This window comes from Xenorhabdus aichiensis (assembly GCF_028598775.1).
In the GTDB taxonomy this organism is placed as follows: domain Bacteria; phylum Pseudomonadota; class Gammaproteobacteria; order Enterobacterales; family Enterobacteriaceae; genus Xenorhabdus; species Xenorhabdus bovienii.
Map to the genome: position 1 here is coordinate 63,140 of NZ_JAQRFO010000015.1, position 13,726 is coordinate 76,865.

Sequence of the window (13,726 nt, forward strand, 5' to 3'; positions counted from 1 at the left end):
TTTGTTATGACTAAACAAAACCTTTCAGAATCGTTGTTTAAGCCTCGGCTTAAACAGCAGGAAACGTCTACACTGGTAAAATATGTCCGTCCACAGTCCACAGCGGTCAGTGATAGGATACTTAGTGGAGAGCGCCGCGAGCACTGGTATCGGATGATTGATTGGCTTGCTTGGATCTGGAGGGGAATCAATCCACTGGAAATTCAGGATGTTCTCAGCAGGATTGCAGTGATAGATGCCGAACGCAGTGATGACCATTTATTGGATACTGTGATCGGCTATCGCAAGGGAAACTGGGCATTTGAATGGACGCAGCAGGCTATGCACTGGCAACAGGAGGCGCTGCGTGCGGAGCAGACATCTGAAGCCGGAACATCTTGGCTAAAGGCTGCGATGTTATATAGTATTGCGGCTTATCCTCATTTGCACGGTGATGAACTGGCGGAACAGGCCGCTGCGTTGGCCAGTAAAGCCTATGAAAATGCGGCTCACTATTCTGACTATGAATTGAAAAAGCTGGAATTTCAGTTAGAAGAGGGCAAAAGTGTCACAGGCTTATTGCATCTTCCTCCTAACGTTCAAGAACCATGTCCAACAATATTGGTCTGTACCAGCCTTGACAATGTGCAGAGTGACTTCTGGCGACTGTTTCGTGATCATCTTGCTCCACTCGGCTTTGCCATGTTGACAGTAGATATGCCTGCTGTTGGTTACTCTGCCAAATTCAAATTGACGCAGGATACGTGCGTACTCCATCAGCAGGTTCTTCAGCAGTTGAATCAAATTCCGTGGATTGATCATACCCGTGTAGGCGTTATGGGCTTTCGTTTCGGCGCAAATATCGCAGTACGTCTTGCTTATCTGGAGCCTCAGCTTATTAAAGGGGTGGCCGTCATTGGCCCGATAGTTCATACCTTGCTGAATGACGAGAAACGGCAGCAGAATATACCGTCAATGTACATTGATGTGCTTGCTAATCGTTTGGGTATCTATCACGTCGATGAAGCCGCCTTACGTTTAGAATTGAGCTGTTATTCACTGAAAAACCAAGGGTTGCTGGGGCGTCGCTGTTCTGTGCCAATGCTTTCCGTTTATTGGAAAGATGATGTTTTCAGCCCAAGGGAAGACTCAAAACTTATTGCTATGTCATCAATGGATGGTTCGTTATTGGCAATTCCTTCTACGCCAGTCTATAGTGGTTTTAATAAGGCGTTACATGAAACAAGTGTATGGTTGAAAGATAAAGTTTCCTAAACTTAAATTTAAGAATTGATATTTTTTAACCGTTTGATACAACTGTGTTTCTGTATATGAAGGAGGAGACCTTTGTATGACTTTACCCGTAAATTATTCTAGAAATAAGTTGTTGAAGAGCTTTTCTGCATTAGGACCGTATATACGTGAATTAAAATGCCAAGATGGCTATTTTTTCTTTGACTGTCTGGCTGTTTGTGTCAGCGCAAAGGTGGTTCCGGAAAAAAGGGAGTTTTGGGGATGGTGGCTGGAATTGGAAGAAGATGAAAAAGGGTTTGTTTATAACTATCAGATAGGTCTATTTGATAAAAATGGTGAATGGCAGCCGATGAGTATCAAAAAAACTGCTGATCTTGAGCATCTTGAATCAACTTTGCAGGCATTTCACAAACGTCTGACGGATTCTTTTGATACCTTCAAACTTACGTTGATCCCGTCCAAAAATACCATCGCTCTTCAAACTCAAATTATGGCATGAGTTTGTTCTAAGCCAACTTTTTTTTAATTTTGCGTTATGTCGGTTGGCATAACGCTTCTCTCCTGTTAAAACTGAGCATTGTTTTTTCAAACTTGTTTTTTTCAAACTTACTGTAATGGCAGAAATATGATGAATGGCAGCCAAACATTGGTTGTGAAACTGGGAACGAGTGTACTGACTGGTGGCTCTCGTCGTTTGAATCGTGCTCACATTGTGGAACTGGTTCGGCAATGCGCTCAACAGCATGAGAAAGGCCACCGTATTATTATTGTGACCTCTGGTGCAATTGCAGCAGGGCGGGAACATCTGGGATATCCAGACTTGCCTGCTACGATTGCTTCAAAGCAACTGTTGGCGGCTGTTGGGCAAAGTCGGTTGATTCAATTGTGGGAACAGCTTTTTTCCATTTATGGTATTCATGTTGGTCAAATGTTGCTGACCCGTGCGGATCTGGAAGATCGTGAACGCTTTCTGAATGCAAGGGATACGCTTCAGGCACTACTTGATAACCACATTATCCCCATCATTAATGAAAACGATGCCGTTGCAACAGCAGAGATCAAGGTCGGCGACAACGATAACCTTTCTGCGCTGGCTGCGATTCTAGGCAGTGCAGATAAATTGTTGCTCCTGACTGATATCGAAGGGCTTTATACTGCCGATCCGCGTAATAACCCTGAAGCGCAGCTTATTCCTGAAGTGCATGATATCAGTGATGAGTTAAAAATGATGGCAGGGGATAGCGTTTCAGGTCTGGGTACAGGCGGAATGGCCACAAAACTTCAGGCTGCGGGAATTGCGGGGCGTGCGGGGATCGATGTCATCATTGCAGCGGGTAATAAACAGGACGTTGTTGCAGATGTCATCGAAGGCAAATCAGTTGGCACTCGTTTTCATGGTCAGGCCTGCCCGATGGAAAATCGTAAACGCTGGATCTTTGGTGCACCTCCTGCAGGGGAAATCATCGTTGATCACGGAGCAGAAGCCGCCATCCTTGAAAAAGGCAGTTCCTTACTGCCAAAAGGGATTAAAAACGTCAAAGGTAATTTTTCCCGTGGTGAAGTGATCCGTGTCCGCAGCTTGTCCGGCAAGGAGTTAGCCCGCGGTGTATGTCGTTACAATAGCGATGCCTTACGCCTGATTGCAGGCCATCATTCACAGCAAATCAGCCAGATACTGGGTTATGAGTATGGCGCGGTTGCTGTGCACCGTGATGATATGATCGTAAGTTAGTTAACTGATCGTAATTGATAGTGATTTAAGGATTCCACCATGCTAGAGCAGATGGGAAAAGCAGCTAAAGCAGCATCATGGCAACTGGCTCAATTGAGTACCAGCCAGAAAAATCAGGCTCTGAGTCACATTGCTGACTTGCTTGAGAAAGAGACAGAAGTGATTCTTGCCGCTAATCAGCAAGATATGGAACAGGCTCGTGAGCAAAATATGAGTGAAGCACTGCTTGATCGATTATTGCTGACACCTGAACGATTGAGTGCCATCGCCAATGATGTGCGCCAGGTTTGTCGTTTGGCTGATCCGGTTGGGCAGATGATAGATGGGCAATCATTGGATAATGGTCTGCAACTTAGTCGTCGCCGTGTTCCTCTGGGCGTTATTGGCGTGATTTATGAAGCTCGTCCAAATGTCACGATTGATGTCGCCTCACTGTGTCTGAAAACCGGAAATGCAGTTATCTTGCGCGGTGGCAAGGAAACTCATCATACCAATCAGGCCATGGTTAAAGTTATTCAGCAGGCGCTGGAGCAAAGTGGTTTACCTGCCTCTGCGGTTCAGGCCATTAGTAAACCCGATCGTAAGTTAGTTGCTGAATTGCTAAAAATGGATAGCTATGTTGATATGTTGATCCCGCGTGGTGGGGCTGGTTTGCATAAACTTTGTCGTGAACAATCTACTATTCCGGTTATCACCGGGGGGATTGGCGTCTGTCACACATTCGTAGATGAAAGTGTTGATGTTGAAAAAGCACTGGATGTGATCATCAATGCAAAAGTTCAGCGCCCAAGTGCTTGTAATTCTCTGGAAACTTTACTGGTACATGAAAAAATTGCGTTTGATTTTCTACCAGCATTGAGTGCCAAGATGAAAGAGCAGGGGGTGACACTGCATGCAGGAGTATCTGCGATGGTACTGCTGAAAGATGGTCCGGCAAAAGTCGTTGAAGTAATAGAAGAAGATTACTGTGATGAATGGCTATCACTGGATATGAATGTTGAGATTGTCAGTGGTATCGATCAGGCTATTAGCCATATCCGCACTTATGGCACTGCTCATTCGGATGCTATCCTGACAGAGAGTCTGCAACAGGCTAATTATTTTGTCAGTCATGTGGATTCATCGGCCGTGTACGTGAATGCAAGTACTCGCTTTACTGATGGCGGCCAGTTTGGCCTAGGGGCAGAAGTTGCTGTCAGTACCCAGAAATTACACTCCAGAGGCCCGATGGGGCTGGATGCGCTGACGACTTATAAATGGATTGGCTATGGCGATTATCTATCCCGTCGTTAATGTCGAAATTCCTTGTTAGATAGCGTTCATTAAGCGATGTTAAGTCACACTTTATCGTAAGTGTGGCTCTTTGTTTGATGAAAAGTATTTTTTATATTGGTGTAAATATTTAGTTACTGCACTTTGTGTTTAAGCTTAACTATATACCTTCAGGAAAACAACGAAATGAAACAGACTCTATTTATCGTAGGCGCACGAGGTGCTGGGAAGACGACAATAGGTAAGTTGTTGGCTGAAGCACTATCGTATGCGTTTATTGATACTGATGAAAGTATTCAAGCCTCTTGTGGAATGACCATTGCTGACCTTGTTGAACAATATGGTTGGACACATTTCAGGGAATTAGAAAGCCAAATACTAAAAAATGTCAGTCAGAATCAGTGCGTTATTTCAACGGGAGGCGGAATGATTCTGTCGTCTGAAAACCGCCAGTATATGCAACAAAATGGTATTGTGATTTATTTACAGGCTCCAGCGGAAGTTTTAATCAAACGACTATCGCTCAACCCAGAAAATACACAGCGCCCTAGTCTGACAGGTAAATCGATCACAGAAGAAATCGAAAGTATCTTGACTGAAAGAGAGCGATTATACCGTGAATGTGCAAATTTCATTGTGGATGCTAATTCTTCGACAGAAAATATTTCATCTTTAATTAATAGCTATATTTTAAACCAAGAAATAGGATAATTTGATATATTAAAATATCTTTGTGCTTATTTTTTATATAGTCGTAAAATTTTATATCTCAGACTGCTTATACCAATTATAGTATCATTTTACTTACTCACTTTAATTTTATTTAATTATATTGAGATATGGATATGCTCGTAAAATTTATACGATTAGTTGTTCGTGTACTCTTTAGAGTCACGGTAGAAGGTGATGAGAAGCAGCTCAAACATCCCAAATGTATTATTACACCCAATCATATTTCTTTTCTGGATGGTCTTCTGATTGGGCTTTTCCTACCTGTAAGGCCAGTATTTGCTGTTTATTCTAATCTTGCTACCCCTGGCTTTCTCAGATTTATCAAATCCTATGCGGATGTTGTCCCTTTAGATCCAACTAACCCCATGGCAGTCAGGACGTTGGTTAAAGAGATCGATAATGGGCGCCCTATTGTTATTTTTCCGGAAGGACGGATCACGATAACTGGCTCTCTCATGAAGATCTATGACGGCACTGCTTTTGTCGCTGCTAAATCAGGTGCAAAAGTGGTTCCTGTCCGTATCGATGGCGCAGAGCAAAGTATTTTTGGGCGTTTGAAAAGGATTATGAAACTGCATTGGTTCCCGAAAATCACCATCAAGATTTTGCCTGCCGTCGATTTCCCGATGCCGAATGCCCCCGATTCTTCAACGCGTCGTCGTTTGGCGGGGGAACACCTTCATGCCATCATGATGGATGTGAGGATGCAGACCCGTCCAAAAGAGACGTTATTTAGCGCTTACCTTTCTGCACAAAAACGTTTTGGCCGTTTTAAACCCTGTATTGAGGACGTAACTTTTAAGGAAGATAGCTATCACGCATTGCTGAAAAAAATACTGGGTGTCAGCCGGATTCTAGAACGGTTTACTCAAAAAAATGAGCGGGTTGGACTTTTATTACCTAATGCTACAGTGATGGCCGCTGCCATATATGGTGCTTCGCTGAAAGGACGAGTGCCTGCTCTGCTGAACTACACTGCGGGAACGAGTGGTATGAAAAATGCCATGAAAGCGGCGACAATCAAAACCATCGTGACATCTCGTCAATTTTTGCAAAAAGGGCAATTAACCCACCTGCCAGAGCAGGTGACGGAAGCCAATTGGGTATATCTTGAAGATCTGAAAGATACGATTACGCGGGAAGATAAGCTTTGGATACTATGGCATCTGATTTTTCCTGCTAAGGCCATTACGCCTTCCCAGAAGCCTGATGATGACGCTCTGATCTTGTTTACCTCTGGCTCTGAAGGTGCGCCGAAAGGTGTTGTGCACAGTCATGCCAGCTTATTGGCGAACGTTGAGCAAATTAAAACGATTGCTGATTTTACCCCTCAGGATCGTTTTATGTCCTCTTTACCGCTGTTCCATGCTTTTGGTCTGACAGTTGGTTTATTTACCCCGCTGATGACAGGTAGCCGTGTATTCCTCTACCCAAGCCCATTGCACTATCGTGTCGTGCCTGAATTGGTCTATGATCGTAATTGTACCGTTTTGTTTGGGACTTCAACGTTCTTGGGTAATTACGCCCGTTTTGCCCATCCTTATGATTTTGCCCGCCTGCGTTATGTGGTTGCTGGAGCAGAAAAACTGTCAGAAAACACTAAACATGTTTGGCTGGATAAGTTCGGCATTCGCATTCTGGAAGGCTACGGTGTGACAGAGTGTGCTCCTGTTGTGGCAATTAATGTACCAATGGCAGCTAAAATGGGAACTGTCGGACGGATCTTACCGGGAATGGAAGCTCGCCTTCTTCCTGTACAAGGCATTGAGGGCGGCGGTCGTTTACAATTGCGTGGGCCGAATATCATGAAAGGATATCTGCGTGTTGAAGCGCCTGAACATCTGGAACTACCAACCGCAGAAGATGCCGAAGGTAATACTCAGATCGGTTGGTATGATACAGGCGATATTGTTTCTATTGATGACAGAGGTTTTTGTACGATCAAAGGGCGAGTGAAGCGTTTTGCAAAATTGGCGGGAGAAATGGTTTCTCTCGAAGCCGTAGAGCAAATTGCATCGCGAGTCTCTCCTGACGCATTGCATGCAGCAACAGCTAAGAGTGATCATAGCAAAGGTGAAGCGCTGGTACTCTTCACAACCGATGCTAATTTGAATAGAAATGCGATGTCGGGGGTTGCCAGAGAAATGGGAATGCCTGAGCTGGCGGTTCCACGGGATATTCGTTATGTGAAGCAATTACCGTTGCTTGGCAGTGGAAAACCGGATTTTGTCACATTAAGAAAAATGGCAGAACAGGAGTAAGGAAATGAATGGCACTGTAGAGACACGACCACTGTTAAATAAGGGAATGAAGGCAGTATTACTGTCTCAATTTCTCACTGCTTTTGCTGACAATGCGCTGTTCTTTGCTATTTTAGCTCAATTGAAGGCTGAAGCTTACCCTGGATGGAGTCTGCCAGCCCTGCAAATTGTTTTCGTGCTGACTTATATTGTGCTTGCCCCCTTCGTGGGGCAAATTGCTGATCGGTTTTCGAAAGGCCGGGTTATGCTTTTCGCCAATGGCATCAAATTACTTGGTGCCATCAGTATCTGCATCGATATGAACCCTTTCCTCGGGTATACCCTTGTGGGGATTGGCGCCGCTGCCTATTCTCCTGCTAAATACGGAATATTGGGTGAATTAACTGATGGTGGTCGTCTGGTCAAAGCCAATGGTGTGATGGAAGCTTCGACAATCGCAGCCATTTTGATTGGTTCTGTAGCTGGTGGTTTCCTGTCTGATATCAGTCTGGTACTGGCATTAGGTCTTTGTGCTTTGATGTATAGTGCGGCTGTGGTGGCTAATTTCTATATTCCCCGGCTTGCTGCTGCGCGCCAGGGTAATGGATGGAATCCCAAAAAAATGCTGGTGGATTTTATGGCTGTCTGTTCTGCGCTTTGGCGTAATCAGGAAACGCGATTTTCGCTAGTAGGAACCAGTCTGTTCTGGGGAGCCGGGGTAACGCTACGCTTCCTGTTAGTAGCGTGGGTTCCCGTTGTGTTGGGGATTGAAGGTAATACGACACCTACGCTGATGAACGCAATGGTTGCCGTTGGCATCATTGTGGGAGCCGGGCTGGCTGCACGGTTTATCACCTTGAAAACAGTTCGTCGTTGTATGCCCGCAGGTATTCTGATTGGTATTATGGTAATTGTTTTTGCTATTCAGCAATCAATATGGTCTTCCTACTTGCTCTTAACTGTCCTTGGTGTATTTGGTGGCCTCTTTGTCGTTCCATTGAATGCCTTATTGCAGGAGCATGGAAAACGCGAGATGGGCGCAGGTAACGCTGTCGCTGTGCAGAATTTTGGTGAAAACAGCGCGATGCTGGTGATGTTGGGTCTGTACCTAATTTCCATCATGCTGGGTGCCTCGGTCGTTGCCGTCGGTATTGGTTTTGGTATCTTGTTCTCGCTGACAATTGGGGGAGTATGGATTTGGGATCTGCTTCGGAAAAATTAATTTCTTATAGAATTGAAGGCTTGTTATGGATGAAAAAATCCTGGATCAGCTTAGTATTGAACTCGGAAAGAGACTACAACGGAAAAAATTATCTTTAACTTGTGCAGAATCCTGCACAGGGGGCTGGATTGCTAAAGTGATCACAGATATTGCGGGAAGTTCGGCCTATTTCAACCGCGGTTTCGTGACCTACGGCAATGATTCCAAAAGTGAAATGCTGGGTGTATCACAGGTATCACTGGTGCAGTTTGGTGCGGTGAGTGAACAGGTCGTTAAAGAAATGGCAGTAGGGGCATTAAGAACGGCCAGAGCGGATTTTGCTGTTTCTGTCAGTGGCATCGCAGGTCCGGATGGTGGCAGTGAAGAAAAACCGACGGGAACGGTCTGCTTTGGGTTTGCCTACTATAATGGTGAGGATGTACATACCGTGACATATTGCCAGCATTTTAGAGGTGATCGTAATGCAGTACGGCTCCAGGCTGTCATTTTTTCCTTAAAAACACTGCTGGAAGAAATCATAAAAAATTAGCTTGATGCTGTATGATTATACAGTATAATTAATTCCAGCACTTTGGTATCAGAAACGGTTTATCAGCAGTGGGGCAGCCCCTTCATTGCTTACGAAGGAGTAAACATGGCTAACGATGAAAACAAACAAAAAGCACTCGCAGCGGCGCTGGGTCAAATTGAAAAACAATTTGGTAAAGGTTCTATCATGCGTCTGGGTGAAAACCGCTCAATGGACGTTGAAACTATCTCTACCGGCTCACTGTCACTGGATATAGCATTAGGTGCAGGTGGTTTGCCAATGGGCCGTATTGTTGAAATATACGGGCCTGAATCTTCCGGTAAGACAACACTGACATTGCAAGTTATTGCTTCTGCCCAGCGTGAAGGCAAAACCTGTGCTTTTATTGATGCCGAACATGCCCTTGATCCGGTTTATGCCAAAAAGTTGGGCGTAGATATTGATAACCTGCTGTGCTCTCAGCCTGATACAGGTGAACAGGCACTGGAAATCTGTGATGCCTTGTCACGCTCTGGGGCGGTTGACGTCATCGTTGTTGACTCCGTTGCTGCATTGACCCCGAAAGCGGAAATCGAAGGTGAGATCGGCGATTCCCATATGGGCTTGGCCGCTCGTATGATGAGTCAGGCCATGCGTAAGTTGGCAGGTAACCTGAAAAACTCGAATACTCTGCTAATCTTTATCAACCAGATCCGTATGAAAATTGGTGTAATGTTTGGTAACCCAGAAACCACAACAGGTGGTAATGCACTGAAATTTTATGCATCTGTCCGTTTGGATATCCGCCGTACTGGTTCCGTAAAGAATGGCGATGAAGTTGTTGGCAGCGAAACTCGTGTGAAAGTAGTCAAGAACAAAATTGCGGCACCGTTCAAACAAGCCGAATTCCAGATCTTGTATGGTGAAGGTATTAACACCTTTGGCGAATTGGTCGACTTGGGCGTTAAACACAAAATGGTCGAAAAAGCAGGTGCTTGGTACAGCTATAACGGGGATAAAATCGGGCAGGGTAAAGCTAATGCTACGATTTACCTGAAAGAGCACCCAGAAATCTCTGCTGAGCTGGATAAAAAACTGCGTGAATTACTGTTGAATAATACAGGTGGATTCAGTAGTGCAGTCTCTGATTATGAAGCCGATTATGAAGACAACGGTGAAGAAGTGAAAAACGAAGAGTTCTAATTACTCTTTTACGCTGTTGTGACAAATTGCTTTCTGAAGAACCACATCCTGTCGGGATGTGGTTTTTGTTTTTATAGGGGTAATCACCATCATTGATACAGGGATACTGAAACTGGCTTGACAAACAGACTTTCAGAAAATGTCCAGACGAATTACAATGCTGAAAAGCGGATGAATTTATATGGGATTTTACTTCTTATGGAAGACATTCTATCTTAACCCTATTTTAATTTATTCGTGAGTTGAAATGGTGATGCGCTATACCACCTCAACCATACATAAATCTGTTTTTTCAGCTTGATTTCGGGACAATTATGAGTAAAAGCACCGCTGAGATCCGTCAAGCGTTTCTTGACTTTTTTCACACTAAAGGGCACCAAATAGTACCAAGCAGTTCACTGGTGCCAAATAATGATCCAACCTTGTTGTTCACTAATGCAGGGATGAACCAGTTTAAAGATGTTTTTCTTGGGTTGGATAAAAGGCCTTATTCTCGAGCAACAACGGCTCAGCGCTGTGTCCGTGCTGGCGGTAAGCATAACGATTTAGAAAATGTTGGTTATACAGCCCGTCACCACACTTTCTTCGAAATGTTGGGTAATTTCAGTTTTGGCGATTATTTTAAACAAGATGCGATTAAATACGCATGGGAACTGCTGACAGGCGAAGAGTGGTTCAATCTGCCAAAAGAAAAACTGTGGGTTACTGTCTATGAGACAGACGATGAAGCCTATGATATCTGGCACAAAGAAGTTGGCGTTCCAGCAGAAAAAATTATTCGAATCGGTGATAACAAAGGTGCCCCTTATGCATCAGATAACTTCTGGCAAATGGGAGATACCGGTCCTTGCGGTCCTTGCACAGAAATTTTCTATGACCACGGCGAGCACATTTGGGGTGGGCCTCCAGGCAGCCCAGAAGAAGACGGTGACAGATATATTGAAATCTGGAACATCGTTTTCATGCAGTTTAACCGCCACGCGGATGGCACAATGGAGCCATTACCAAAACCTTCCGTTGATACCGGAATGGGTTTGGAACGTCTCACCGCAGTGTTACAGCACGTCAATTCCAACTACGATATTGATTTATTCTGCGATCTAATTGCTTCTGTAGCAGAAGTGACTGGCGCAACCGATCTTACCAACAAATCTCTGCGTGTTATTGCAGACCATATCCGCTCATGCGCCTTCTTGATTTGTGATGGGGTTGTTCCGTCGAATGAGAACCGTGGTTATGTGTTGCGCCGTATCATTCGCCGCGCAGTTCGCCATGGCAACATGCTGGGTGCAAAAGAAACCTTCTTCTATAAACTGGTTGCTCCACTGATCAAAATCATGGGTGCGGCAGGCGATGAGCTAAAACGCCAGCAGTCGTTGGTTGAACAGGTATTGAAAACTGAAGAAGAGCAATTTGCCCGTACGCTGGAACGCGGCCTGCAATTGCTGGATGAAGAACTGGCAAAACTGTCTGGGGATACCCTTGATGGCGAAACTGCTTTTCGTCTCTATGATACCTATGGTTTCCCAGTTGATCTGACGGCGGATGTTTGCCGTGAGCGTAATATCAAAGTCGATGAAGCCGGCTTTGATATTGCGATGGAAAACCAGCGTCGCCGGGCACGTGAATCCAGTGGTTTTGGCACAGATTATAACGAACAGATCAAAATTGACGGCCGCAGTGATTTTTCTGGTTACGAGCATAACTCACAGCAAGCAACAGTGATGGCCATTTTCCATCATGGTGAAGCGGTTGATCAAATTCATGCAGGTGAAGAAGCGATCGTTATACTTGATAAGACAGCGTTCTATGCTGAATCTGGCGGACAAGTTGGTGATACAGGTAATCTGTCCAATGGTAACGGGATATTTGAGGTTGCTGATACACAAAAATACGGTCAGGCAATTGGTCACATTGGTAAATTGATAAATGGCGATTTGAGTATTAATTGTACAATTAATGCCGAGATTAATAGGGTACGCCGAGATTCGATTCGTTTGAATCACTCCGCAACCCATTTGCTACATGCGGCATTGCGTCAGATTCTGGGAGAACATGTTTCTCAGAAGGGTTCTTTAGTAAATGATAAATATCTGCGTTTTGACTTCTCTCATTTTGAAGCAATGAAGCCAGAACAGATCCGTCAGGTAGAAAATCTGGTGAATGAAGAAATCCGCAAAAATTCATCAATTGTTACAGAATTAATGAAGTTGGAAGAAGCAAAAACCAAAGGTGCCATGGCTCTGTTTGGTGAGAAGTATGATGAACAGGTACGTGTATTGAGCATGGGAGGCTTTTCTACTGAGTTATGTGGTGGAACTCATGCTAACCGTACTGGTGATATTGGGTTATTTCGTATTTCCAGTGAATCAGGTACAGCTGCAGGAATTCGTCGTATAGAAGCTATCACGGGGCAAACTGCACTGAATTCTGTTTATCAGCAGACGGATTTACTGCAAGATATTGCTCATCTTGTGAAAGGTGATATAAGTAGCTTGAATGAGAAAGTGAAAACGACACTGGATAGAACAAAGCAGTTGGAAAAAGAGTTGCAACAGTTGAAGTCTCAGCAAGCAGCTCAGGAAAGCTCCTCTTTGGTAAATCAAACTAAAGAGATCCAAGGAGTTCGTCTACTGGTGACACAATTGGGTGATACTGAGCCCAAAATGCTCAGAACGATGGTTGATGATCTGAAAAACCAACTGGGATCAGCAATTATTGTGCTTTCTACTGTGACTGGTGATAAAGTCACCCTAATTGTTGGTATAACGAAGGATTTGACTGCTAGAATAAAAGCAGGCGATTTAATCTCTTTTGTTGCCCAGCAAGTTGGAGGTAAAGGAGGAGGACGTCCTGATCTGGCACAGGCTGGCGGGACGGATGTAGCAGCTCTTCCTTCCGCATTGGCTAGTGTAGAAGAGTGGGTAACATTGCGGTTATAGTTGGTATTGCCGTGACAGCCAGGGCACCATGAAAGTGTTTTTTATGGTGCCGGATTTTTTTTTGTTGTGAAATTGTTGAAATGTTGGGCGCATACTTATATTTTAGCTATCCTATAGATATAGGAAATGTGTTCAAAACTGCTTATACTTTAAGTAGATATCATTGCTTTACGTTTTCACGGTGTTTGATGGATAATAGCGGGGAAACCTAGAGACCCGACTCTTTTAAATTTTCAAGGAGCAAAGAATGCTTATTCTGACTCGTCGAGTTGGTGAAACGCTCATGATAGGCGATGAGGTAACAGTCACAGTACTGGGAGTTAAAGGCAACCAAGTTCGCATTGGTGTGAATGCGCCCAAGGAAGTTTCTGTTCACCGTGAAGAAATTTATCAACGGATTCAGGCAGAGAAGTCTCAGCCTACAACTTTTTAATTCAAGAATGGCGTCCACTCTTTTTTAAGACTTGGGCGCTACTCTGCTTCCCCTCTTTCCAAATTGAAGTGATTCACGCTTCGTTACTACCTTAATTTTATTCTCTCACGTCTTTTTATTTTCTATCTGTTGAAAAAGCATCGTTCATGAGGTTATAGCGGTGAATAATCATTTTCATAAATTTTAACAAAATTTAAGGGATTGTGCTG

Annotated in this window: 11 protein-coding genes; all 11 read left to right on the forward strand. The window is 44.2% G+C overall.

Annotated elements, in window-relative coordinates:
- The first annotated feature begins 6 nt into the window (after window positions 1-6).
- The 11 genes from frsA (at window position 7) to csrA (ending at window position 13,517) form a co-directional block, all read left to right on the forward strand.
- A complete protein-coding gene (gene frsA / locus PSI22_RS09010; protein WP_273579456.1) occupies window positions 7-1,254 on the forward strand; it encodes an esterase FrsA in 1,248 nt (415 codons plus the stop codon).
- A gap of 76 nt (window positions 1,255-1,330) precedes the next feature.
- Window positions 1,331-1,732, forward strand: coding sequence for a sigma factor-binding protein Crl (gene crl / locus PSI22_RS09015; RefSeq protein WP_273579457.1), 402 nt, complete (start codon window positions 1,331-1,333; stop codon window positions 1,730-1,732).
- Window positions 1,733-1,861: 129 nt separating this feature from the next.
- Complete coding sequence (gene proB, locus PSI22_RS09020; RefSeq protein ID WP_273579477.1) at window positions 1,862-2,965, forward strand: glutamate 5-kinase; 1,104 nt, start codon at window positions 1,862-1,864, stop codon at window positions 2,963-2,965.
- Between the two features lie 39 nt (window positions 2,966-3,004).
- A complete protein-coding gene (proA, locus tag PSI22_RS09025) occupies window positions 3,005-4,258 on the forward strand; it encodes a glutamate-5-semialdehyde dehydrogenase (protein ID WP_273579458.1) in 1,254 nt (417 codons plus the stop codon).
- A 165-nt stretch (window positions 4,259-4,423) separates the two neighbouring features.
- The gene (gene aroL, locus PSI22_RS09030; protein WP_273579459.1) at window positions 4,424-4,948 is read left to right on the forward strand and encodes a shikimate kinase AroL; all 525 of its coding nucleotides are present in this window, start codon (window positions 4,424-4,426) and stop codon (window positions 4,946-4,948) included.
- Window positions 4,949-5,082: 134 nt separating this feature from the next.
- Window positions 5,083-7,230 (forward strand): bifunctional acyl-ACP--phospholipid O-acyltransferase/long-chain-fatty-acid--ACP ligase, encoded by a 2,148-nt coding sequence (aas, locus tag PSI22_RS09035; RefSeq protein ID WP_273579460.1) that lies wholly within the window; start codon window positions 5,083-5,085, stop codon window positions 7,228-7,230.
- 4 nt (window positions 7,231-7,234) lie between these two features.
- Complete coding sequence (gene lplT / locus PSI22_RS09040; protein WP_273579461.1) at window positions 7,235-8,431, forward strand: lysophospholipid transporter LplT; 1,197 nt, start codon at window positions 7,235-7,237, stop codon at window positions 8,429-8,431.
- 25 nt (window positions 8,432-8,456) lie between these two features.
- Window positions 8,457-8,960, forward strand: a complete 504-nt coding sequence (gene pncC, locus PSI22_RS09045; protein WP_273579462.1) for a nicotinamide-nucleotide amidase — start codon at window positions 8,457-8,459, stop codon at window positions 8,958-8,960.
- A gap of 105 nt (window positions 8,961-9,065) precedes the next feature.
- Window positions 9,066-10,142: a recombinase RecA gene (recA, locus tag PSI22_RS09050; RefSeq protein WP_273579463.1), complete on the forward strand. Its 1,077-nt coding sequence runs from the start codon at window positions 9,066-9,068 to the stop codon at window positions 10,140-10,142.
- Between the two features lie 314 nt (window positions 10,143-10,456).
- Window positions 10,457-13,084 (forward strand): alanine--tRNA ligase, encoded by a 2,628-nt coding sequence (gene alaS / locus PSI22_RS09055; protein WP_273579464.1) that lies wholly within the window; start codon window positions 10,457-10,459, stop codon window positions 13,082-13,084.
- 247 nt (window positions 13,085-13,331) lie between these two features.
- Window positions 13,332-13,517 (forward strand): carbon storage regulator CsrA, encoded by a 186-nt coding sequence (csrA, locus tag PSI22_RS09060; protein ID WP_010845367.1) that lies wholly within the window; start codon window positions 13,332-13,334, stop codon window positions 13,515-13,517.
- Window positions 13,518-13,726 lie beyond the last annotated feature (209 nt).

Coding starts and splice junctions, on each gene's coding strand:
- proA (WP_273579458.1), top strand. CDS start 3,005: ATGCTAGAGCAGATGGGAAAAGCAGCTAAAGCAGCATCATGGCAACTG.
- lplT (WP_273579461.1), top strand. CDS start 7,235: ATGAATGGCACTGTAGAGACACGACCACTGTTAAATAAGGGAATGAAG.
- pncC (WP_273579462.1), top strand. CDS start 8,457: ATGGATGAAAAAATCCTGGATCAGCTTAGTATTGAACTCGGAAAGAGA.
- crl (WP_273579457.1), top strand. CDS start 1,331: ATGACTTTACCCGTAAATTATTCTAGAAATAAGTTGTTGAAGAGCTTT.
- frsA (WP_273579456.1), top strand. CDS start 7: ATGACTAAACAAAACCTTTCAGAATCGTTGTTTAAGCCTCGGCTTAAA.
- alaS (WP_273579464.1), top strand. CDS start 10,457: ATGAGTAAAAGCACCGCTGAGATCCGTCAAGCGTTTCTTGACTTTTTT.
- aas (WP_273579460.1), top strand. CDS start 5,083: ATGCTCGTAAAATTTATACGATTAGTTGTTCGTGTACTCTTTAGAGTC.
- csrA (WP_010845367.1), top strand. CDS start 13,332: ATGCTTATTCTGACTCGTCGAGTTGGTGAAACGCTCATGATAGGCGAT.
- proB (WP_273579477.1), top strand. CDS start 1,862: ATGAATGGCAGCCAAACATTGGTTGTGAAACTGGGAACGAGTGTACTG.
- aroL (WP_273579459.1), top strand. CDS start 4,424: ATGAAACAGACTCTATTTATCGTAGGCGCACGAGGTGCTGGGAAGACG.
- recA (WP_273579463.1), top strand. CDS start 9,066: ATGGCTAACGATGAAAACAAACAAAAAGCACTCGCAGCGGCGCTGGGT.